Origin of the sequence: Streptomyces sp. NPDC048612 (assembly GCF_043199295.1) — a bacterium.
GTDB lineage: Bacteria > Actinomycetota > Actinomycetes > Streptomycetales > Streptomycetaceae > Streptomyces.
Genome location: NZ_JBICVV010000008.1, coordinates 246,031 through 267,692, shown reverse-complemented (window position 1 = coordinate 267,692; position 21,662 = coordinate 246,031). Strand labels below are relative to the sequence as shown.

At 71.2% G+C, this 21,662-nt stretch carries 18 protein-coding genes; 12 read left to right on the top strand and 6 right to left on the bottom strand.

Annotated elements, in window-relative coordinates; genetic code table 11:
- Window positions 1–77 precede the first annotated feature (77 nt).
- The 3 genes from ACGFN2_RS15515 to ACGFN2_RS15505 all read left to right on the top strand — a co-directional run bounded on the left by ACGFN2_RS15515 (window position 78) and on the right by ACGFN2_RS15505 (window position 4,147).
- The gene (locus tag ACGFN2_RS15515; protein WP_393360532.1) at window positions 78–1,313 is read left to right on the top strand and encodes an arginine deiminase; all 1,236 of its coding nucleotides are present in this window, start codon (window positions 78–80) and stop codon (window positions 1,311–1,313) included.
- Between the two features lie 134 nt (window positions 1,314–1,447).
- The gene (argF, locus tag ACGFN2_RS15510) at window positions 1,448–2,452 is read left to right on the top strand and encodes an ornithine carbamoyltransferase (RefSeq protein ID WP_362607268.1); all 1,005 of its coding nucleotides are present in this window, start codon (window positions 1,448–1,450) and stop codon (window positions 2,450–2,452) included.
- Window positions 2,453–2,632: 180 nt separating this feature from the next.
- Complete coding sequence (locus ACGFN2_RS15505; protein ID WP_393360530.1) at window positions 2,633–4,147, top strand: amino acid permease; 1,515 nt, start codon at window positions 2,633–2,635, stop codon at window positions 4,145–4,147.
- Here ACGFN2_RS15505 and ACGFN2_RS15500 read toward each other — a convergent pair.
- Window positions 4,110–4,967 (bottom strand): hypothetical protein, encoded by an 858-nt coding sequence (locus ACGFN2_RS15500; RefSeq protein ID WP_393360527.1) that lies wholly within the window; start codon window positions 4,965–4,967, stop codon window positions 4,110–4,112. The two genes, ACGFN2_RS15505 and ACGFN2_RS15500, sit on opposite strands and share 38 nt — an antisense overlap.
- A gap of 301 nt (window positions 4,968–5,268) precedes the next feature.
- Here ACGFN2_RS15500 and ACGFN2_RS15495 point away from each other — a divergent pair, with 301 nt between their 5' ends.
- Together ACGFN2_RS15495 and ACGFN2_RS15490 are read left to right on the top strand one after the other, a co-directional pair.
- Complete coding sequence (locus ACGFN2_RS15495) at window positions 5,269–6,096, top strand: enoyl-CoA hydratase family protein (protein ID WP_362607264.1); 828 nt, start codon at window positions 5,269–5,271, stop codon at window positions 6,094–6,096.
- A 2-nt stretch (window positions 6,097–6,098) separates the two neighbouring features.
- Complete coding sequence (locus ACGFN2_RS15490; protein WP_393360607.1) at window positions 6,099–8,426, top strand: bifunctional salicylyl-CoA 5-hydroxylase/oxidoreductase; 2,328 nt, start codon at window positions 6,099–6,101, stop codon at window positions 8,424–8,426.
- Window positions 8,427–8,527: 101 nt separating this feature from the next.
- Here ACGFN2_RS15490 and ACGFN2_RS15485 read toward each other — a convergent pair whose 3' ends face one another.
- On the bottom strand, window positions 8,528–9,508 hold the full coding sequence (locus ACGFN2_RS15485; RefSeq protein WP_362607262.1) for a ScbA/BarX family gamma-butyrolactone biosynthesis protein: 981 nt from the start codon (window positions 9,506–9,508) through the stop codon (window positions 8,528–8,530).
- A gap of 145 nt (window positions 9,509–9,653) precedes the next feature.
- On the bottom strand, window positions 9,654–10,250 hold the full coding sequence (locus tag ACGFN2_RS15480; RefSeq protein WP_393360524.1) for a ScbR family autoregulator-binding transcription factor: 597 nt from the start codon (window positions 10,248–10,250) through the stop codon (window positions 9,654–9,656).
- 226 nt (window positions 10,251–10,476) lie between these two features.
- Here ACGFN2_RS15480 and ACGFN2_RS15475 point away from each other — a divergent pair, with 226 nt between their 5' ends.
- Complete coding sequence (locus ACGFN2_RS15475) at window positions 10,477–11,505, top strand: NADP-dependent oxidoreductase (RefSeq protein ID WP_362607258.1); 1,029 nt, start codon at window positions 10,477–10,479, stop codon at window positions 11,503–11,505.
- A 27-nt stretch (window positions 11,506–11,532) separates the two neighbouring features.
- Here ACGFN2_RS15475 and ACGFN2_RS15470 read toward each other — a convergent pair whose 3' ends face one another.
- Entirely contained in the window at window positions 11,533–12,165 is a 633-nt protein-coding gene (locus ACGFN2_RS15470) for a TetR family transcriptional regulator (RefSeq protein ID WP_393360521.1), read from the bottom strand.
- A 490-nt stretch (window positions 12,166–12,655) separates the two neighbouring features.
- Between ACGFN2_RS15470 and ACGFN2_RS15465 the strand changes: the two genes are divergently transcribed.
- Window positions 12,656–13,378: an HAD family hydrolase gene (locus ACGFN2_RS15465; RefSeq protein ID WP_393360519.1), complete on the top strand. Its 723-nt coding sequence runs from the start codon at window positions 12,656–12,658 to the stop codon at window positions 13,376–13,378.
- Window positions 13,379–13,402: 24 nt separating this feature from the next.
- Here ACGFN2_RS15465 and ACGFN2_RS15460 read toward each other — a convergent pair whose 3' ends face one another.
- Window positions 13,403–14,251 carry a PaaX family transcriptional regulator C-terminal domain-containing protein gene (locus ACGFN2_RS15460; RefSeq protein WP_393360517.1) on the bottom strand — a complete coding sequence of 283 codons (849 nt, stop codon included), beginning with the start codon at window positions 14,249–14,251 and terminating at the stop codon, window positions 13,403–13,405.
- Window positions 14,252–14,255: 4 nt separating this feature from the next.
- The gene (locus ACGFN2_RS15455) at window positions 14,256–15,863 is read right to left on the bottom strand and encodes an AMP-binding protein (protein WP_393360515.1); all 1,608 of its coding nucleotides are present in this window, start codon (window positions 15,861–15,863) and stop codon (window positions 14,256–14,258) included.
- A gap of 353 nt (window positions 15,864–16,216) precedes the next feature.
- On the opposite strand from ACGFN2_RS15455, the gene ACGFN2_RS15450 reads away from it, so the two are divergent.
- The 5 genes from ACGFN2_RS15450 (at window position 16,217) to ACGFN2_RS15430 (ending at window position 21,276) form a co-directional block, all read left to right on the top strand.
- Window positions 16,217–17,350, top strand: coding sequence for an acyl-CoA dehydrogenase family protein (locus tag ACGFN2_RS15450; protein WP_393360513.1), 1,134 nt, complete (start codon window positions 16,217–16,219; stop codon window positions 17,348–17,350).
- 397 nt (window positions 17,351–17,747) lie between these two features.
- Complete coding sequence (locus ACGFN2_RS15445) at window positions 17,748–18,548, top strand: VOC family protein (protein WP_393360511.1); 801 nt, start codon at window positions 17,748–17,750, stop codon at window positions 18,546–18,548.
- Window positions 18,549–19,190: 642 nt separating this feature from the next.
- Complete coding sequence (locus ACGFN2_RS15440; RefSeq protein ID WP_393360509.1) at window positions 19,191–19,619, top strand: hypothetical protein; 429 nt, start codon at window positions 19,191–19,193, stop codon at window positions 19,617–19,619.
- A gap of 77 nt (window positions 19,620–19,696) precedes the next feature.
- Window positions 19,697–20,887, top strand: coding sequence for a hypothetical protein (locus ACGFN2_RS15435; protein ID WP_393360507.1), 1,191 nt, complete (start codon window positions 19,697–19,699; stop codon window positions 20,885–20,887).
- A gap of 23 nt (window positions 20,888–20,910) precedes the next feature.
- Entirely contained in the window at window positions 20,911–21,276 is a 366-nt protein-coding gene (locus ACGFN2_RS15430) for a hypothetical protein (RefSeq protein WP_393360505.1), read from the top strand.
- Window positions 21,277–21,662: the final 386 nt, after the last annotated feature.

The window sequence follows — 21,662 nt, the reverse complement described above, 5'->3', positions numbered from 1 at the left end:
CCCGGCCGTTCCGGCCGGACCGGACCAACATCGCCCGACTCCCTCCGCCGGGCCGTCCGAACGGCCAAGATGGGTGGATGGGATTCCAAGTCGACTCCGAGGCCGGGCGACTGCGCCGGGTCATCCTGCACCGCCCCGATCTGGAGCTGAAGCGGCTCACGCCCTCGAACAAGGACGCCTTGCTCTTCGACGACGTGCTGTGGGTGCGCCGGGCGCGGGCCGAGCACGACGGGTTCGCGGATGTGCTCCGGGACCGTGGCGTGGAAGTGCACCTCTTCGGGGACCTGCTCGCCGAGAGCCTCCAGATCCCCGAGGCCCGCCGGCTCGTCCTCGACCGGGTCTTCGACGAGAAGGAATACGGGCCGCTGGCGACCGATCATCTCCGGGCGGCCTTCGACGAGATGCCGGTGGCGGAGCTGGTCGAGGCGCTGGTCGGCGGCATGACCAAGCGGGAGTTCCTGGAGCGGCACGCCGAGCCGGTCTCGGTGCGCTTCCATGTGATGGACCTGGACGACTTCCTGCTGGGCCCGCTGCCCAACCACCTCTTCACCCGCGACACCTCCGCCTGGATCTACGACGGGGTGTCCATCAACTCGATGCGCTGGCCCGCCCGGCAGCGCGAGACCGTGCACTACGAGGCGATCTACCGCCACCATCCGCTCTTCCGCGACGCGGGCTTCCACGTCTGGTCCGAGGGGCAGGCGGACTTCCCCTCGACGATCGAGGGCGGTGACGTCCTGGTGATGGGCAGCGGCGCGGTCCTGATCGGGATGAGCGAGCGGACCACGCCACAGGCCGTCGAGCTGCTGGCACGGGGGCTGTTCGCGGCGGGTTCGGCGCGCACCATCGTGGCGCTCGACATGCCCAAGCGCCGCGCGTTCATGCACCTGGACACCGTCATGACGATGATCGACGGCGATACCTTCACCCAGTACGAGGGGCTGGGGATGCTCCGCTCGTACACCATCGAGCCGGGCTCGGGCGAGCAGGACCTCAAGGTCACCGACCATCCGCCGGAGCACATGCACCGCGCCATAGCGGCTTCGCTGGGCCTGTCGGACATCCGGGTGCTGACCGCGACCCAGGACGTGCACTCGGCGGAGCGTGAGCAGTGGGACGACGGCTGCAACGTGCTGGCGGTGGAGCCGGGCGTGGTGGTGGCGTACGAGCGGAACGTCACCACGAACACCTTCCTCCGCAAGCGCGGCATCGAGGTGATCACGATCCCGGGGAGCGAGCTGGGGCGCGGCCGCGGCGGGCCGCGCTGTATGAGCTGTCCGGTGGCGAGGGACGCGGTGTCCGGGGCAGCCTGAGCGTGACCGGTACTCCGCGGGGGACCGGGCACCGGCCCGTACGGCACCGAGCGGCCCGTATAGGGATACGAGTGTTCGTATATAATTCCAGGGTCCGAGTCCGTTCCGACCGCCGCGAAAGCAGGAGCCCACCCATGGCGATAGACCTCACGGGCCGCCACTTCCTCAAGGAGCTGGACTTCAGCGCCGAGGAGTTCCGCCGACTGATCGACCTGGCGGCCGAGCTGAAAGCGGCCAAGCGGGCCGGCACCGAGGTCCCCCGCCTCCAGGGCAGGAACATCGCCCTGATCTTCGAGAAGACCTCGACCCGGACCCGTTGCTCCTTCGAGGTCGCGGCCGCGGACCAGGGTGCCTCCACCACCTACCTCGACCCGTCCGGCTCGCAGATCGGGCACAAGGAGTCGGTGAAGGACACCGCCCGGGTCCTGGGCCGGATGTTCGACGGCATCGAGTTCCGCGGCAGCCGCCAGTCCGACGTCGAGGAGCTGGCCGCGTACGCCGGGGTGCCGGTCTTCAACGGGCTGACCGACGACTGGCACCCGACCCAGATGCTCGCCGACGTCCTGACCATGGTCGAGCACGGCGGGGGCCGCCCCCTGGCGGAGACCGCCTTCGCCTACCTCGGCGACGCCCGCAACAACATGGGCAACTCCTACCTCGTCACCGGCGCCCTGCTCGGTATGGACGTACGGATCGTGGCCCCCCGGCAGCTGTGGCCCGAGGAGGCGGTGGTCGCCGAGGCGCGGCGGCTGGCGGAGACCAGCGGGGCCCGCGTCACGCTCACCGAGGACGTGGCCGAGGGCGTGCGCGGTGCGGACTTCGTGACGACCGACGTCTGGGTCTCCATGGGGGAGCCCAAGGAGGTCTGGGACGAGCGGATCGCGCTGCTCGCGCCGTACGCCGTCACGATGGACGTGCTGCGCGCCACCGGCAAGCCGGAGGTGAGGTTCTTGCACTGCCTGCCCGCGTACCACGACCTGGGTACGGCGGTCGGCCGGGAGATCCACGCCCGGCACGGACTCTCGTCACTGGAGGTCACCGACGAGGTCTTCGAGTCCGCGCACTCCGTCGTCTTCGACGAGGCGGAGAACCGGATGCACACGATCAAGGCGGTGCTGGTCGCGACGCTGGGCCGCTAGAGGCGTCCGCCGCCGGGCGGACGGAACGGGCAGCGCACAGCCCTGTGTGCGGCCGGGCGATCATTCGGCGCCGGCGGTTACCATCGAGCGCTCGCGGGGTTCGGACCCACCGGTCCGGACCCCGCTCCGTGCGTGGCCCACCCCCGCCGCGCGCACCGCACCACCAGAGAGAGAACCACCGTGCGCCCGCCCGCCCGCCGTCCGTCCGGACTGCGTATCAAGTCGCCCGACCTCCTCGTCGCCGAATCCGGCGCGGACCTCGAAGGCAACGGCCTCCGGCGCAGCATGGGGCTCTTCCAGCTCATCTGCTTCGGCGTCGGCGCCATCGTCGGCACCGGCATCTTCGTCGGCCTGTCCGACACCGTCGCCGAGGCCGGCCCCGCCGTCCTCGTCTCCTTCGCGCTGGCGGCCGTCACCTGCGTCTTCACCGCCTTCTCCTTCGCGGAACTGGGCGGCGCGATACCGGTGTCCGGCAGCGCCTACTCGTACGCCTACGCCACCCTCGGCGAGCGCATCGCCTTCCTCGTCGGCTGGTGCCTGCTGCTCGAATACGGCATCTCGGTCTCGGCGGTCGCCGTCGGCTGGGGCCAGTACCTCAACGAGCTGCTCGGCAGCCTGATCGGCTGGCAGCTGCCCGCCGCACTCTCCCAGCCGCCCGGCGACGGCGGGATCATCAACATCCCGGCCGTCGTCGTCATGGTGCTCGCCGCGCTGCTGCTGGTCCGCGGCATCCGGGAGAGCGCCCGCGCGACCGCCGCGATGGCCGTGCTGAAGCTCGCGATCCTGGTGCTGTTCTGCGTGATCGGCCTCAGCGCATTCCAGGCCGGCAACCTGACGCCGTTCGCCTCGGAGGGTGTCGCCGGCATCACCTCGGGCGCCTCGCTCGCGTTCTTCTCCTACATCGGCTTCGACGCGATCACCACGGCCGGTGAGGAGGTCAGGGACCCGCGGCGGAACATCCCCCTCGCGATCATGGTGTCCCTCGGCGTGGTCACCGTCCTGTACTGCCTGGTCGCGGTCTCCGCCATCGGCGCGCTCTCCGCCGACCAGGTCGCCGGCCGGCCCGCCGCGCTGTCGCTGATCGTCAACCACGTCACCCACTCGGCGCTCGGCGGCGGGGTCATCGCGTTCGGTGCCGTCGTCGCCATCGCCTCGGTGGTCCTCGCGGTCCTGTACGGCCAGACCCGCATCCTGATGTCGATGTCCCGCGACGGACTGGTCCCGCGGATCTTCGAGCGGGTCTCGCCCCGGACGTCCACCCCCGCCGCCAACACCTGGATCGTCACGGCCGTCTTCGCCGTGCCGGCCGCGGTCGTCCCCCTGGACGCGGTGATGAACCTGTCCACCATCGGGACACTGGCCGTGATGGCCGTGGTCAACCTGAGCGTGCTGCTGCTCCGCCGCACCCACCCCGGCCTGTCGCGCCGCTTCCGCGTCCCGCTCTTCCCGGTCAGCCCGGTGCTCGGCATCGGCTTCTGCCTCTACCTGATGTACGGCACCGGCCCGGCGACCTGGCTGCAGTTCGCCGGGTTCCTGGTGGCCGGTGCGCTGGTCTACGCGTGCTACGGCCGCCGTCACTCGCGGCTCGGCGCGACGCCCCGGCCTCCGGTGAACGAGGCCGACACGGCCGAGGGCGAAACGACCACCGCGCCCGGCGTCAGCGTCGGCGCGGGCGCCGCAGCTCGGGAAGGGTGAACCAGACCGCCTTGCCACGCGGCGTCGGCCGGCACCCGGAGGCCGCACTGAGGGCCCGGATCAGCAGCAGCCCCCGTCCGTCGTGCTCACCGCAGCCGGGGGCGGCGGGGGACGGGGTGTCGAGGTCGGCCTCGGCGTCGGTGTCGTCCGTGGCGTGAGCCCCGTCGGCGGTGTCCGGGTCGTGGCCGGCGAGGGCGGCGGGACCGGGGCCCTCGTGGCCGTCGGCGCCCTCGCCCCTGTCGGCCGCCTCTTGCCCGTTGGCCTCCTCCGAGCCGCCCCGGTCGGCCCCGCCACCGTCCTCGTCGTGCCTGTCCTCCGGCCCGTGCGCGCTCTCCGCCCCGCGCCCGCCGTCCGGGGCGTCCCCGTCCCCCTTGCCGCCGTCCGGCTCGTCCCCGGATCGCCCCTCCCGCCCGGGGGCCTCCGCGCGCTGTGCCGGTACGTGGCTGTCGGCCGGGCCGGGTCCGTCGGCCGTGAAGACCGGTGGGAGAGCGGCCGGTGCCGTCGCCGTCACCGGGGTGCCCGGTTCCGTGAGCGGGAGCGGATCGCCGAGGCCCTCGACGAGCGAGGGGTTGTCGTCGTGCACCTCGATGCGGCAGCCCGCCGGCCGCAGCTCCACCACCAGCTCGATGGGGCCGGCCCCGTGCGTGTGCTTGAGGACGTTGGTGACCAGTTCGGCGGTCAGCAGTTGTGCGGTGGTCCGGTCGGCCGTCGCCCGGAGGTCCTGCATGGCGGTGCGGACCATGGCACGGGCGATGGGGACGGCGGTCACGCCGCGCGGCAGCGTGATGTGCCAGGTCGCGGGGGTGTGCGGTTCCAGCATGTGCGGTTCGTCCGTTCACGAAAGGCCGGGTCGGCGGCCCGAGACGGGATCGGATGACTCCACCGTAGGGAGCGCGCGGGCGGGGAATCAGGGGCGGGCGACCGGAGCGGGCATGACCTAGGTCATGCGGCGCCAGGACCTTCGGCAGGTGCATCCGTACGGCTCCGGCGGGCCGCGGGGCGCCGTCGTCCGGCTGCCTCGTATCGCGTTCTCATGACGACGGTCATGAAGGGGTGATAACTTCGAGGAGCATCCGGAACAGCATCCACCGGCCGACCGGCCAAAGGGGGCAGACGGCCCGATGAGCCCGTTCGCAGGATCAGCCCGCGGTACCGACACCTGGCAGCACCTCCACGTGACGAGGCAGGACGGGGTCGCCACCGTCACCCTGGCCCGTCCGGACAAGCTCAACGCGCTCACCTTCGAGGCCTACGCCGACCTCCGCGACCTGCTCGCCGAGCTGTCCAGGGAGCGTGCGGTACGCGCCCTGGTGCTCGCCGGAGAGGGGCGGGGCTTCTGCTCCGGCGGCGACGTCGAAGAGATCATCGGCGCCACCCTGGGCATGGACACCGCACAGCTGCTGGACTTCAACCGGATGACCGGGCAGGTCGTCCGGGCGGTGCGGGAGTGCCCGTTCCCGGTGATCGCGGCGGTGCACGGGGTCGCGGCGGGGGCGGGCGCGGTGCTCGCGCTGGCCGCGGACTTCCGGGTCGCCGACCCGTCCGCCCGGTTCGCCTTCCTCTTCACCCGGGTCGGACTGTCCGGCGGTGACATGGGCGCGGCCTATCTGCTGCCCCGCGTCATCGGCCTCGGGCACGCCACCCGGCTGCTGATGCTCGGTGACACCGTCCGCGCGCCGGAGGCCGAACGGCTCGGTCTGATCAGCGAGTTGGCGGAGGAGGGCCGGGCCGACGAGGCGGCCGCCGCACTCGCCCGGCGGCTCGCCGAGGGGCCCGCGCTGGCGCACGCCCAGACCAAGGCCCTGCTCACCGCCGAGCTCGACATGCCGCTGGCCGCCGCCGTGGAGATGGACGCCGCCACCCAGGCGCTGCTGATGAACAGCGACGACTACGCGGAGTTCCACGCCGCCTTCACCGAGAAGCGGGCCCCCAAGTGGCAGGGGAAATAGCCATGCGGGTCGCCGTCATCGGCGGCGGGCCGGGCGGGCTCTACGCCGCCGCCCTGCTCAAGCGCCTCGACCCCGCCCGCGAGATCACCGTATGGGAGCGCAACGCGCCCGATGACACCTTCGGCTTCGGCGTCGTGCTCTCCGACGAGACCCTCGGCGGCATCGAGCACGCCGACCCGGAGGTCTACCGCGCCCTCCAGGCGGAGTTCGTCCGCTGGGACGACATCGACATCGTCCACCGGGGCCGCACCCTGACCTCCGGCGGGCACGGGTTCGCCGCCCTCGGCCGGCGCCGGCTGCTGGCCGTGCTCCACCAGCGCTGCCGCGACCTCGGCATCGAGCTGCGCTTTCGCACCGAGGCCCCGCCCGCCGCCGAACTCGCGCGCACCCACGACCTGGTGATCGCCGCCGACGGCGTGCACAGCGCGACCCGCACCGCACACGCCGACGCCTTCCGCCCGCGGCTGACCACCCACCGCTGCCGCTACATCTGGCTCGCCGCCGACTTCGCCTTCGACGCCTTCCGCTTCGAGATCGCGGAGACCGAGCACGGCGTCGTACAGCTCCACGCCTACCCCTTCGCCCGCCCGGAGCCCGGTGACGATCCCGGGGCACCGTCCGCCGGTCCCGAGGGCTCCGCCGGCGCCAGCACGGTCATCGTCGAGATGCGCGAGGAGGTCTGGCGGTCGGCCGGACTCGACCGCTGCGATGAGCGCGAGTCGGCCGACTGGTGCGCCAAGGTCTTCACCGAGGCCCTGGGTGGCCGGTCGCTGCGCGCCAACAACTCCGGCTGGACCGCCTTCCGCACGGTCGTCAACGACCGCTGGTCGCACGGCAACACCGTGCTGCTCGGCGATGCCGCGCACACCGCGCACTTCTCCATCGGCTCCGGCACCAAGCTCGCCGTCGAGGATGCCCTGGCGCTGGCGGCCTGCCTCCAGGAACAGCCCGACACCGCCACCGCCCTGGCCGCGTACGAGGAGGAGCGCCGCCCCGTCGTCGCCTCCACCCAGCGCGCCGCCCGCGCCAGCCTCGCCTGGTTCGAGGAGCTGGCCACCTACCTCGACCAGCCGCCGCACCAGTTCGCCTTCAACCTCCTCACCCGCAGCCGCCGGGTCACCCACGACAACCTGCGGCTGCGCGACGCCGGATTCGTCACGGCCGTCGAGGACGAGGCGGGCACCCCGCCCGGCACACCCCCCATGTTCCTGCCGTTCCGGCTGGGGGACCTGACGCTGCGCAACCGCGTCGTGGTCTCCCCGATGGACATGTACTCGTCCGCGGACGGCAACGGCACCCCCGGCGACTTCCACCTCGTCCACCTCGGCGCCCGCGCGCTGGGCGGCGCCGGGCTGGTGCTGACGGAGATGGTGTGCGTCAGCCCCGAGGGGCGGATCACCCCCGGCTGTACGGGGCTGTACGCGCCGGAGCACGAGACGGCCTGGCGCCGGGTCACCGACTTCGTGCACACCTCCGCCCCCGGCACCGCCATCGGCGTCCAGCTCGGCCACTCCGGCCGCAAGGGCTCGACGCGGCTGATGTGGGACGGCATCGACCAGCCCCTCCCGCACGGCAACTGGCCCCTCGTGGCGCCCTCCGCACTGCCCTACCGCCCCGGCGTCAACCAGACCCCGCACGCCCTCGCCGAGCCCGAACTCGCCCTCGTCCGCGACCAGTTCGTCCGTGCCGCCCGGTCCGCCGCCCGTGCCGGCTTCGATCTGCTCGAACTCCACTGCGCCCACGGCTATCTGCTCTCCGGGTTCCTCTCCCCGCTCACCAACCACCGCACCGACGCCTACGGCGGCGACCTCACCGGCCGGCTGCGCTTCCCCCTGGAGGTCTTCGACGCGGTCCGCGCCGTCTGGCCGGCCGGGCGCCCGATGACGGTCCGGATCTCCGCGACCGACTGGGCGGACGGCGGCACCACCGCGGCGGACGCGGTGGCGATCGCCCGGGCCTTCGCCGAACACGGCGCCGACGCCATCGACGTGTCCACCGGGCAGGTCGTGCCGGATGAGCAACCCGACTTCGGCCGCTCCTACCAGACCCCGTTCGCCGACCGCATCCGCAACACCCTCGGGGTACCCGTCATCGCGGTCGGCGCCATCTCCTCCTGGGACGACGTCAACTCCCTGGTGCTGGCCGGGCGTGCGGACCTGTGCGCGCTGGCCCGGCCGCATCTGTACGACCCGCACTGGACGCTGCACGCCGCCGCGGAGCAGGAGTACGCGGGCCCCGGCGCGCCCTGGCCGCTGCCCTACCAGGCCGGCAGCCGCACCCCGCCCACCGGGCGCACCGACGCGCCGAAGCCCCGCCTCACGCTGCGGTGACGGGGAGGCAGAGCAGCGGGGCGGGGCCGTGAGGGGGCCGGTCCGGCGGGACACCGGCGGCGGGGAGAGCGGTCAGGCGGGAGGGCCGGTGCGGCGACCGCTCAGGGCGTCGGCACGCTGGTGATCTGCGCCGCGACGACCGGCCGGCCGTGCTGTTCGACGGTGACCTCGACCTGCCGGCGGTCGTCGTCGCCCCGGCCGGTGGTCCGCGCCTGGACCCAGGACGGCGCGTCGAGTTCGGCGTAGCGCGAGAAGGAGCAGTCCAGCGAGACCGGGAGCGTGACGCCGGGCGTGGCGGCCTGCGCGGCCTGCCGGGCGGCCTCGACCATCAGCATGCCGGGGGCGTGGTCCACGGGGTGGTCGAAGAGGACCGGGTGCGAGGTGTCCACCCGCAGTTGCCAGCGGTCGGGGCGGTCGGTGGGGGAGAGCACCACATCGCGGTCGTGTTCCCGGGCGACCAGCCGCGGGCTCACGGCCTCGGGCAGCGGCAGCGCCCGGGAGTTGGCGAGCGCCAGATCGCTGTACTCGCCGCGCAGCCGGCGGTAGACGGCCGGACTGTGACAGGAGTAGTCGAGCGTCGCGGAGGCCAGTTCGGCGCCGTCACACACGATCCGGAACTCCTGGAGGGCGCTCACCAGCCGCTTGCCGCGGAAGACCATGTCGTGGTCGGTGATGTGCAGCGCGACCTCGGCGGGCCGCTGGGCGGTGCGCAGCGCCTGCGGCGCGAGGTCGTAGCGGACCCGCTGCCAGATGATCGGGTGGTCGAGCGGCACCCGGTGCACGACGTGGCTCAGTAATATGCCGGTCTGCCGCACCGTCTCTATCAGCAGGATCGGGTCGTGCAGTCCGTGGAGCGGGCCGTAGAAGGTGTGGGCGCGCGGCCACTGGGCGCTGACCACCCAGGTGTCGGCCGCCGCGCCGCGCCGCCAGTTCGTGAGGAACACCTCCGACACCGCGGTGCGGTGGACGTACTCCCGCGGCACGGTCGTGGTGAGCGCCGACGGTCGGTTTGCGTCGTCGGCCCGGCCGTCGCTGTCGTGGTGCTGATCGCGTAAGTGCGGCGCGAGCGTAGCGCTGGCCATGGGAGGTTCCTTTCCGAGGTGCGGCTCTCGTGCCCTTGACGGGCGGAGGCTTGGTAGCGGCCCTGCCACACTAAGATACGGACCATGTGGTTTGTTTTCCAGGGCCCCTGAAGAGCCGATGACTCGTCAGGGCGTGCCGAGGGCGTCATACCGGGATCTGCACGCAGCGGCCGTGCGGGTCCAGATGACCCAGCGCGCCGGGCGAAGCGAGGCCCGGAAGCGTGTGCTTCCACAGGGCCGTGACCCGCTCGGGGAGGTCGGCGCGGTTGGTCGCGGCACGCGAGAACAACTGCACCCCCATATAGGCGGCGACGAAGAACTCGGCCGCCCGGTCCGGTGCCACACCGGGCAGCAACTCCCCGTTGTCCCGGGCCTCGGTGAACATCGCGGTGATGATGTCGGTCCAGGCCTGGTAGGGGACCAGCGGGTCCTCGCTGAAGGTGGTCTCCACGGCGATGCGCGTGCCGGCCTGCAGCAACGGGTCGCTGCGCAGGGCCAGTGCCACCTGGTGGGTGAAGTCGATGGCGTCCTGGAGCCGGGACTCACTCACCTGTGGCAGAAACGGGTCGGTCTGCTCCGTTATGACCGCACGGGCCAGCGCGTCCTTGGACGTGAAGTGGAAGTACACCGCTCCTTTGGTGACCCCCGCGCGCTGGATGATCTCGGCCATCGTGGCGGCCTGGTACCCGCGGGTGCCGATGACGTGAGCCGCTGCTTCGAGGACGGCGCGTCGGGTGCGCACTGCGCGTTCCTGCTTGACCACCGATCATCCTCCGTATGCTCTCTTGGAGTTGTTGTGCCTGGGCGCGACCCGCTGCCGTGGCCGCGCAGTCTATTTCCGCATCATAAAGAAGCCAACCATGCGGTATTGAATTTGCGCCCGGCGGGGGAGCGGACCGGCCGGGTACGAACCGGCGTCGCCCTCCGGCGCGGCGCAAGTCAAGGCCACGAGCGCGAGGAGCTGTCCGATGTCCCCCAACGCCTTACCCGCCATACCCGACGTGCACCGGGAGGTCCGGCTCGCGTCCCTGGCCCCGGGAGAGCCGGCCGCCCGCCACTTCATCCTCGCCGAGGTGCCCGTACCGCAGCCGCGGGCGGACCAGGTCCTGGTGCGCAACCAGGTGATGGCGGTGACCGCGGCGATGCGGACGCAGATGACCGGAATCCGGCTGCCGATGCCGTCATTCTCGCCGGGTGCGGCGCTGTGGGGAGCGGCGGTCGGCGAGGTGGTGGCCGCGCCCGGCGGCGGCTTCACACCCGGCGAACTGGTTCATCACCCCTTCGGCTGGCGGGAGTTCGCGGCGGTCGACGTGTCGCGGGTACGGCGCCTCGACGCCGATGCGCTGCCGTCGCCGGCCGCGCATCTGTCCCAGGGGGCGACCGCCTGGGGCGCGCTCCGCCGGGCCGCCGAGATCAGGCCGGGGGACACGGTGTTCGTCAGCGGAGCGGCGGGCGGCGTGGGCAGCATGGCCGGGCAGCTCGCGCGGCGGCTGGGCGCCGGACGGGTGGTCGGCAGCACCGGCTCGGAGCGCAAGGCCGCCCGGCTGCGCGCCGAGTTGGGCTACGACGACACGGTCGTGCGCGGCGCCGGGCCGATCGAGCGCCAGCTGCGGCGGGCGGCGCCGGACGGCATCGACGTGCTGCTGGACACTGTGGGCGGCGAACAGCTGACGGCGGCACTCGCGGTGGCCCGGCCCGACGCGCGGTTCGCGCTGGTCGGCGCGCTCTCCAGTCAGCTGGGCGGGGACGGCGGCGTCATCGCCCCGGTGGAGCTGGACCCGGGGCTGATCATCACGCGGCGGGTCGCCCTGCGCGGGTTCGGGCTGTACGCCCACCCGGACCTGCCGCAGGAGTGGACGAAGGAGTTCGGACAGGGCCTGCGGGAGGGCACTCTGGTCTTCCCGCATGCCCTTCTGAAGGGGATCGAGCAGGCGCCGCGGGCGCTGTGTGAACTGACGCAGGGGTGTCATATCGGGGCCGTGCTGGTCGAGTTGTGAGACCGGCGGCACGGTGCCGGGGCCCGGTCAGCCGACCGCCGGGAGCTGCGCCGGCTCCGGCACGGCGGCCGGGATGCGCCCCGGCGCTGACGGCAGCAGCGCCCACAGGTCGGCGACGGCCTCCTTGTCCCACCAGGTCCCGTCCTCGCTGCCCAGATGCAGCAGACCCACCACGATCGAGGTCAACAGCTGGGCGGTGCGCCGCGGTTCGGCGTCCGAGGTGTGCGCCCCGGCGGGCCCGCCGGTCCCGCAGGTCATCGCCTTGTCGAGAAACAGCGCATACCAGCGCTGCTCCAGGGCGTAGATACCGAGCCCCGGCGCGGTCTCCGGCCGCAGCCGCAGTCCGGCGCGCAGGACGGCGTCCGCCTCCACGCGGGTGAAGAGCGCGACGGTGAAGTCCCGTACGGCGGCGGCCAGTGGCTGCGGGGAGCGGGTGAAGGCGTCCTCGAGTTCGCGCAGGGCCTCCAGCGCGGCGTCCCGCACCGCGAGCGTGAGGTCGTCCTTGGACGTGAAGTGGAAGTAGAGGGCCCCTTTGCTCAGCCGGGCCCGCCGGCTGATCTCGACCATGCCCGCTGCGGGAACCCCCTTCTCCAGGAAGGTCTCTGCGGCCGAGCGGATGAGTGCCTGGCGGCTCTGGATGGCGCGATGCTGGGTGGGCACGGTGTCCGTCCCGTCTCTAGTACGGCTGCGAGCTCATTGCAGTCTACATAGAAAACCAACCATGCGGTTCGATATGCTCGGCGGGATTGGCCGGAACTGGCGGGCCGTGACGCGAAGGCGGCGCTCGGCCGTTCGTCCCGGCGCTGACGCCTCGATGGGGCGGCTGTCCCCAGTCTGGCCCCGCGAAAGGGTGTTGTCGACCCGTCAGCAACGACCAGCATGCATTGACAAACAGCGCAGGCGGTTTTTAAATCTCGGAAGGCGGTCAACGGGGCGTCTCCCTTCCGTTGCACCGCCTCGACGGTTGCGTACCGCCCCGGACGGCGGTGCGCCATGGCGAGACCGCCGCTGTTGTTGCCCGTCGTCGACCGCAGGCCGCCCATCAGCCGAGCCGGCCACACCCCCGAGCCCTGCACCCCCCATCGGAATCCGGAAAGGTCTCCAGCCCATGCGCGTAGCAACGGAAGTCGCTGAACGTCCCGTGAGAGGTGTGCGGGGCGCCGGAGGTGAGACGATCAGGGCCGCTGTCTTCGATCTGGACGGCACGCTCGCCAACACTCTCCCCGCGATCAGCAAACTGCTGATCAAGGTGGCCGCGGAGCAGGGCTGTTCGGTGACCGCCCGGCAGGCGGCCGCCGCCATCGGCAAGCCTCCCGGGCCCGCCTTCGGCCGGCTGCTGGGCAGGCCCGAGGACGACGGCCGGGTGCAGGCCGCGATCTCCCGCTACCGCGAACTGTTCGCCTATGAAGTGCTGTGCCTGGGGCCGCAGCTGCTCTTCCCGGGCGTGACCGCGGGCCTGTCCGCGCTGCGTGCCCACGGGGTCGAGCTGGCCGTCGCCACGTCCAAGACCACCCGCAGCGCGGAGGCGCTGCTCGACGTCATGGGCATCCGCGACCTGGTCGGCCCGGTCATCGGCCAGGACATGGTCCGGCGCGGCAAGCCGCACCCGGAGATGGTGCTGCGGGCGGCCGGCCGGATCGGTGTCGCGGCCTGGCAGAGCGCGTATGTGGGGGACACGGTGGGGGACATGAGGATGGCGGTCACCGCGCGCATGGAGCCGGTCGCGGTGACCTACGGCGTCGGTACGTTCGGCGAGCTCGCCGGGGTCGCCGGCACCCGGATGTGCGGCTCCTTCAAGGACGTGGTCTCGGTGATCGCGGCCGCCCGGCCGCGCGCGGGCGTTCCGGTGGGGGCCCAGCAGCGCCGTCGCTGAGACGGGGGAGACGGGGGAGGGCCGCTACGCCCCGGTGATCGCCTCGTGCGCGTAAGGGGCCCCGGCGTCCCGGAGTTCGGTGTGCAGACGGCCGAACACCTTCGCCGCGCGTCCGCCCGGCCAGTCCTCAGGCAGGAGGGGAGAGGGCAGTCCGGGATCGGCGTAGGGCAGCCGGCGCCAGGCGTCCAGCGCCAGCAGATAGTCGCGGTAGGCCGCTTCGGGGGGAACCGAGCGGCGCCGCGACCACCGCTGGAGCACCGGCTCCTGCTCGTCGAGGAAGGCGCGGTACCGGGCGGCGACGGCGTCCAGGTCCCACCAGCGCGCGACGGCGTCCGCGGTGGGCGCGAAACCGGCGTGCGCGCCGGTGAACAGATCGACGTACGGGGACAGTTGCAGCCGCTCCAGGGTGTGCCGGGTCTCCTCGTAGAGCTGCGCGGGGGCGATCCACACCCCCGGTGCGGCGGTGCCGAAACCGAGCCGGGCCAGCCGCGAGCGCAACAGATGGCGCTTGTGCCGCTCCTCCTCGGGGACGGAGAAGACGGCCAGCACCCAGCCGTCGGACAGCTGTGCGGCGGGGCGGCCGAAGATCCGGCGGTCGCCGTCCTCCAGCAGCTGGCGGGCCGCGTCGGACAGCCCGTACGCGGCCGCGCCGGACGCCGTGCGGGCGGACTCCAGCAGCCCGCGCCGCTTGAGCCGGGAGACCGCGGAGCGCACCGACGGCGGATCGACCCCGAGCGCACCGAGCAGCCGGATCAGGGCGGCCACCGGCACCGGAGCGGCCGTGCCGCCCGGCCCCCCGGGGCCGCGCCCGTACGCGCCGTAGAACGTGACGATCAGGGACCGTGGGGTGCGCTGCGTTTGCTGGTCGTTCACCGGGTCACTCTAGAGGGGCCCCGCGCAGCCGGAAGCGCTGGAGCTTGCCGGTCGGGGTGCGGGGCAGCGCGTCGTGGAAGACGATCTCGCGTGGGCACTTGTAGGGCGCGATACGGGTCTTGGTGAAGGCGCGCAGCGCGGCGACGGTGTCCTCGCCCCGGGGAACGCCGGTCCGCAGCACGACATGGGCCACGACCACCTGTCCGCGGTCCTCGTCGGGCCGGCCGACCACCGCCGCCTCGGTCACGTCCGGGTGCCGCAGCAGCGCGTCCTCCACCTCCGGGCCCGCGATGTTGTAGCCGGCCGAGATGATCATGTCGTCCGCGCGGGCCACATAGCGGAAGTAGCCGTCGGGTTCGCGGACGTAGGTGTCGCCGGTGATGTTCCAGCCGTCCCGTACGTACTCCGTCTGCCGGGCGTCCGCGAGGTAGCGGCAGCCGGTCGGCCCGCGGACCGCGAGCAGCCCCGGTGCGCCGTCCGGCAGCGGAACGCCGTTCGCGTCCACCACCCGCGCCTGGAAGCCGGGGACCGGCAGCCCCGTCGTCCCGGGCCGGATGTCGTCGTCGGCGGCCGCGATGAAGATGTGCAGCAGCTCGGTGGCGCCGATGCCGTTGATGATCCGCAGACCGGTCGCCTCGTGCCAGGACTGCCAGGTCGCGGCGGGTAGGTTCTCCCCGGCCGACACACACCGGCGCAGCGAGGAGACCTCGTGCCCGGCGAGCTTGGGCAGCATCGCGCGGTAGGCGGTCGGCGCGGTGAACAGCACCGTGATCCGGTGCGCCGCGATGTCGGTGAGCAGCTGCTCGGGCCCGCCCCAGTCGGCGAGATAGGCGGAGGCGCCCGCCCGCAGCGGGAAGATGACCAGTCCGCCGAGGCCGAAGGTGAAACCGAGCGGCGGGCTGCCGGCGAACACGTCGTCCGGCTCGGGGCGCAGCACCTGTGCCGAGAAGGTGTCCGCGATGGCGAGCACATCGCGGTGGAAGTGCAGACAGCCCTTGGGGCGCCCCGTCGTGCCCGAGGTGAAGGCGATCAGCGCGACGTCATCGGCGGCGGTGGCCACGGCCGGGTACGGCGTCCCGTCAGGCCGGGCGAGCTGCCGCAGATCGTCCGGACCGTCCCCGCCGAACGTGGTGATCCGCAGGTCCGGGACCTCGGCCCTGGCGAGGTCGTCGACGGACCGCACCTCGCACAGCGCGTACCGCACCTGCGCGATCCGGCAGATCGTGGCGAGTTCCTCGGGGCGCTGGGCGGCCAGCACCGTCACCGCGACCGCCCCCGCCTTCATCACGGCGAGCCAGCAGGCGGCCAGCCAGGGCGTGGTGGGCCCGCGCAGCAGGACGCGGTTGCCCGGCTGCACCCCCAGCCGGCTCGTGAGCGCATGGGCGATCGCGTCCACCTGCGCGCGCAGCTGCCCGTACGTCCAGACCGGCCCGCTCGCGTCGCGGACCGCCGGCCGGTCGGCACCGAGCCGCGCGATGGTGCCGTCGAGCAGCTCGGCGCCGCAGTTCAGCCGGTCCGGATAGCCCAGATCGGTGAGGTGCGGCCACTGTTCGGGGGGCGGCAGCCGGTCGCGCGCGAAGGTGTCGGTGTGGGCCGAGGACCGTAGCTCCATGACGGGTGCCCCCTAGGGCCTCTCGTTCGGATCGTGCCGGGCTCGCGTGCCCCGGTGCCGCGCCTCGCGGCGTTGTCGTCGGTCGCCAGGGCTCCGCCGTGGCTCCCTCCTCCGCCTTGCGGTCCACGGCACCGGGCCCCGCTCCCTGGTCCGGCCTGATCCGAACGACAGACCCAGGGCGGCCGGGAGAGGAACGGGGACGGTGGAGGCCGGTGCGGGAACCGGTCGGGGACTGCGCGGTCGGCTGCTCGTCCTGCGGTCGGGGACTGCCGTTCGGATCGTTCGTCAGCGTAACGTGTTCGTGACGGCAGTCAACAGACCGCGATAGAGGACCGCTACCAGGGAGCCGCCTCGTGACCGTGTTCGCGCTGGGACCGGAGGAGCAGGAATGGTGTGCCGCGCTGCGCGCGCTGACCGCCGAACGGCTGAGCCCGCTGGCCGAGAAGGGCGAGGAGGGCCGGGTCAACCGCCCGCTGGTCGCCGCCCTCGGTGAACTGGGCCTGCTGCGGCGGCTGTTCCCCGCCGACGGCGCGCCGCGCGCCCTGGACCTCTGTCTGCTGCGGGAATCCCTCGCCCAGGAGTGCACCGCCGCGGAGACCGCGCTGGCGCTCCAGGGCCTGGGGGCCTGTCCGGTGGCGCAGTCCGGGACCGCGGCCCAGCGTGCCCGCTGGCTGCCGGAGGTGGCCGCGGGCCGCGCGATCGCGTCCTTCGCGCTGAGCGAGCCGGACGCGGGCTCGGACGCCGCTGCGCTGTCCCTGGCCGCCGAGCCGGACGGCCCGGACGGCTGGCGGCTCACCGGTGAGAAGTGCTGGATCTCCAACGCCCCCGAGGCCGACTTCGCCACCGTCTTCGCCCGCACCGGCGGCGCGGCGGGCGCGCGCGGTGTCACCGCCTTCCTCGTCCCCGCCGACCGTCCCGGCCTGACGGGCGCGCACCTGGACATGCTCAGCCCGCACCCGATCGGCACCCTGGTCTTCGACGGCACGCCGGTGACCCGGGCGGATGTGCTGGGCGAGGTGGACGGCGGCTTCGCCGTCGCGATGGCCACGCTGAATCTCTTCCGGCCGAGCGTCGGCGCGTTCGCGGTCGGGATGGCGCAGGCCGCGCTGGACACGGCGCTGACGCACGCGGGCGCACGCACCGCGTTCGGCGGCCCGCTCAAGGACCTCCAGTCCGTCGGCCACCAGCTCGCCGAGATGGCCACCCGGGTCGAGGCCGCCCGCCTCCTGGTCTACGCGGCGGCCTCCGCGTACGACACCGGGGCCCCGGACGTCGCCCGCCGTGCGGCCATGGCCAAGCTGCTGGCGACCGAGACCGCCCAGTACGTCGTCGACGCCGCGGTGCAGATCCACGGCGCCCGCGCGCTGCGCCGTGGCCATCTGCTGGAGCACCTCTACCGCGAGGTCCGCGCGCCGCGCATCTACGAGGGCGCGACGGAGGTACAGCGCTCCCTCATCGCCAAGGAGCTGTACCGGACACGCACGTGAACTCCCTTTTGATGCACGTCGGTTGTGCGCCTCCGCTGTTCGTCTGCCAGACCTGGCCCGGCTTGCAGCGGCCCGCCTTCGGCCCCTGGCCGTCAGGGCCCTTTGTGCGAATGCCGGGCACCGGTCAGCGCGACGACGACCAGTGCGCACGCGGCCACAGCGCGGACATGGCGAAACCGCATGATCATTTCTCCCCCGTCTGACGGCCACCCTGGGGACGGCCGCTCCGTACACATACCCATACGCGCAGACGTGTGACGATGCGCTCGCCGGATGTGCTTGGCGAGCACGCGTCAGGCTGGCCGGCGCGGGCGGGGCCGCCGCATTCCAGTCGACGGGCGCGTGCCGGTGGTGGATGTCAGGCTGACAGCAGAGGAGATCCGCGAAGGGAATCGCCATGATCACTACTGACTTCGTTCCCGGCTCCCCGTCCTGGCTCGATCTCGGCGCCCCGGATGTCGAGGCCGCAACGGCCTTCTACCGGGCCGTGTTCGGCTGGCAGGCCGAACCGCACGGCGGCCGGGACACGGGCGGCTACACCCTGTTCCGGCTGGACGGCAAGGCCGTCGCCGCGGTCGGCCCGCTCACCGAGGACGGCGCCCGCTCCGCCTGGACTCTCTACTTCCAGACCCCCGACGCGGAGGCCACAGCCCGCTCGGTGGAACGGGCGGGCGGGACGGTCCGGGTGCCGCCGGCCGGGGCCGGCGCGGACGACGGGCGGTTCGCCCAGCTCACGGACCCACAGGGAGCACAGTTCGCCGTCTGGGAACCGGCCTCGTACCCAGGCATGGAGGCCGCGGACGAGCCGGGCACGCTGGTCTGGACCGAGCTCTACACCACCGACCCCGCCGCCGCGCAGACCTTCTACCAGTCCGTCTTCGGCTGGACCACCCAGGACATGCCCCTCCCCGGCGGCAACGGCACCTACACCCTCCTCACCCCCGCCGGCTGCGGCGACGACCGGATGCACGGCGGCCTCATGGGCGTCCCGGCAGACCTCCTCGGCCCCGGTGGGACCCCGTACTGGCACCCGGTCTTCGGCTGCCAGGACTGCGACGCCACCGTCGGCCTGGCCACCGGCAACGGCGGCACCCTCTCCATGGGCCCGGAAACCGCCAAGGGCGTCGGCCGCCTAGCCGTCTGCAACGACCCCGCAGGCGCGGAGTTTGTGGTGCTGACTCCGGAGGGGGAGCTTTGAGGCCGACGGTAAACTTGGTCAACGACATTTGTGATGACGGGCAGTCGGAGAAGTTCGAGGAGACGCGGTTCCTGAGGGTGCATCGGCACAGCGGCCGGCAGCCGGCTGATGGTCTGGCGTCGCCGATGCCGGCCGACGGCCATTGTCAGTGGCCCATGTGACAACCCCTCGCATACGCCGGAGTGCCCAGGGCCCTCAGGGCTTGTCATCCCGGAGCGCGTGCACGTTCACACGGGATTGCCCGGTCGAAGCCCGCCTCCCTGCAACCAGTCTGTTCGTACTGATGTCATGATCAGAGGAGGACTCGTGTCCAACTGCCAGGGGGCGGCATGACGATGTCCATCGGGACATCTGGATTACGACAGAGGCGTTGCGGGCGGCAGCCGACAGCTTGGATCAAACCGGTCGTGATCTCCGCGCCGCCCATGGCGCTGCCCGAGCGAGATATTGCGGCGGCGCCTGCAGGCCGACAAAGACCTGCACATCGGTCGGCAGGGCGATGGTTGCTCACGACCGTGAGACGTTGCGTAGCCGATCAGCGGTGCCACCCCTGGCGACGCAAAGTTCCTCGTGCTGCGAATCTGATACCAGCAGCCACGGCCCGATCATCAAGTGCGGTCCAGCTGCGCCTCAAATGTCTGAATGACCCGCAAGGAGACGCCTGTGCCTGATGAATCTGAAAAGCAGATCAACGAGTCCGAGTTCGAGGAAGTCACCAAGGATCCGGCAGCGGCCCGGGCTCTACGTAAGTCGCTGGAAACGCTCGCAGGTGGAGGCGCCGGGGACACGTTGAAGGAGATGGCGCGTGAAGTCCTCTCCGGGCGCATTGGTATTCGTGAGGCGGTGAACGTGCCGGCTTACTCCGAGGCGTTGATCGCAAACACTCAGTCCGCGCGGGACGAGTGGACAGCGATGTCCGATAGTGAGCGTGAATCTCGCGCAGACGAAGGTGAACGATACCTCGAAGAGCAGCGCAACGAGATTGAGGAAGAGTGCCGCAGTCGACCACTGGGTGGAAAGAGTTCGCAGCGCAAGCCTCGTCATAGCGGGAGCGAATGGTCCCTGCATTAGGGGATGGGCGTCCTGCGCGGATGTGCCTAGCCGGTTTCGGAGCGCTATAGGTCATCGGCAGGTACTGAATTGGTCGAGTGCATGATATTGCAAAGGGGCGGGATCTAGTGGAATTCAGCGTCGAACCCGGAAATCTCAGCGCATACGGGAAGCTGATTGGTCGTGCTGCCGACGACATGCGGGCAGCCGTCAAACACTTGAAATATGCAGAAGTGGACGAGTCCTTTCCGGGGGATTTATGGCAGAAGGCATACGGCGAGCACGAGGTGCAACTAGGTAAGGCTCGCGAAGCGCTCAATGGGTTTGCGCGGATCTTGGATGCCTCCAGCGCTGAACTTGAGAGGTCTGCAAAATACTATCGGGATACAGACCGGGTGCAGGCGGCGAAAGTTGACGCTACCTACCCGCAGGGGGACGGTCTCCCCGCCTACAGCGATGACTACTCTGGGAACCCCGGTGACTTCCGGGACGCAGTCGATGCTGGAAGTCATCTAAAGGCCCCAGATCCAGAGCCCAGCTTTCTGGGTCACATGAAGGTCTGGGAAAACATGGCAGATTACTTTCCCGGGCATTCCGAGGAGTTCCAGTACAACCCGGCGATCAAGACTTTTGGCACGGGCCTGGATATCGCCAGTCCGTCGGCTTGGGTGAATGAGGGTATCAAGCTCGTCTTCGGATGGGACGTCTTGGGGGACGCCAGTCAGTGGGTTGCTGGAAACTGGCAGAGCTATATCGATTGTGCGGGAGTGTGGGACAGCCTGGCCAAGGTGTGTGGTGCAGTTTCGGATAATGTATCGCATGGCAATTATGTGCTGGATGCGACCTGGAACGGCAACGCGGCTGACACGGCATACGATTACTTCGACTCACTCGCCGAGAAACTGTCTGCGGCGAAGGAGTCGTTCGAGGCTCTCCGTGACAGCTATATACAGATGTCTGTGGGTGTATTCGGATTCGCAGAAACCGTGAAGGCCGGAATGGCTGACATCCTCGACTGGGCTCTTGAGATCGGAATCGCGGCTGCTGCCGCCTGGGCGGAAACGGCGACCGGAGTCGGCGCAATCGCCGCCGTGGCTAACCTCGCCCTCATGGCGGACCGCGCGCGTAGAATGATTTCCACCTATGATAAACTGCTGGACGCGTGGGGGCTTGCCATGAAGGGTATCACCCTAATTTTGAGTGCGGGTGGGGTGTCCATGGCGAAAACGGGTGATGAGGTCAAGGCTTTCCCGGTTGTCGGCCACGGATATGACAACCCTGCCGCATGACGATGTGAGGGAGCGCAGCCGCAGTGGTCTCGGATAGCAGCGATCAGCGTGATGAGCAAGAAGCGCTCCGTAGGTGGGAGGCTGCAACGAAAGAGGAGCGGCGCGAGATGGTGCGCGCAGGGTATTCGCCACACCTCAAGCCCTCGTACGAACGCGGGTGTGGGATAACCCTGGCTGCGATCGTCCTTCTGGTGGGCGCCGTTGGCTTGGCGCCTCGCCTGGTTGCCGGCGACCTTTCGTTCTTTGTCGGTATCCGCGCCGGCCTCATGCTTGTGATTGGACTGGCAGCCGGCTTCCTGTTCCTGCGCGGCCGGACACGTCTGGGCTTCAAGGTCCTGGCCCTCACCGCCATCCCGGTCATCGTGCTCAGCCTGAACGGTAGGGGCTGACTCCGCGGGTTTCCGTCCTCGGGTGGAGGAGTTACCCAGGTGACCGCGGCATCAGTCCCCGGCCTTCCGATGGGAGGTCGGAGCCCGGGGCGAATTCTCCATCAGCTGCGTTGGGAGGCGTGCCACAGTCGCCCCTTTCCGGCAGTGAAGCCGGTGTCAGGGCGTGTGCCGTAGATCGTGACTGGGTGCAGGCAGGGGACTTACCTGAGCTGTCAACGATGAACTGCACCGCTACTTGAGGCGCATGGCGCATGCGGAAGTTCCTGACACAATTCGACAAGGACATCTCCGGGGCATCGATGTCCGCCGGGTGTGCTTGAAGAGCCGAGGCGAAGCAAAGTTAGGCGGCATACCTCCCGCGGACTGGGGTCCTCCGGCCAGATCCT

Excerpts from the sequence above, each read along its gene's own strand:
- ACGFN2_RS15500 (WP_393360527.1), bottom strand. The coding sequence starts at position 4,967 with ATGCTGGAACCGCACACCCCCGCGACCTGGCACATCACGCTGCCGCGC.
- ACGFN2_RS15495 (WP_362607264.1), top strand. The coding sequence starts at position 5,269 with ATGAGCCCGTTCGCAGGATCAGCCCGCGGTACCGACACCTGGCAGCAC.
- ACGFN2_RS15445 (WP_393360511.1), top strand. The coding sequence starts at position 17,748 with ATGATCACTACTGACTTCGTTCCCGGCTCCCCGTCCTGGCTCGATCTC.
- ACGFN2_RS15515 (WP_393360532.1), top strand. The coding sequence starts at position 78 with ATGGGATTCCAAGTCGACTCCGAGGCCGGGCGACTGCGCCGGGTCATC.
- argF (WP_362607268.1), top strand. The coding sequence starts at position 1,448 with ATGGCGATAGACCTCACGGGCCGCCACTTCCTCAAGGAGCTGGACTTC.
- ACGFN2_RS15440 (WP_393360509.1), top strand. The coding sequence starts at position 19,191 with ATGACCCGCAAGGAGACGCCTGTGCCTGATGAATCTGAAAAGCAGATC.
- ACGFN2_RS15475 (WP_362607258.1), top strand. The coding sequence starts at position 10,477 with ATGTCCCCCAACGCCTTACCCGCCATACCCGACGTGCACCGGGAGGTC.
- ACGFN2_RS15485 (WP_362607262.1), bottom strand. The coding sequence starts at position 9,508 with ATGGCCAGCGCTACGCTCGCGCCGCACTTACGCGATCAGCACCACGAC.
- ACGFN2_RS15455 (WP_393360515.1), bottom strand. The coding sequence starts at position 15,863 with ATGGAGCTACGGTCCTCGGCCCACACCGACACCTTCGCGCGCGACCGG.
- ACGFN2_RS15490 (WP_393360607.1), top strand. The coding sequence starts at position 6,099 with ATGCGGGTCGCCGTCATCGGCGGCGGGCCGGGCGGGCTCTACGCCGCC.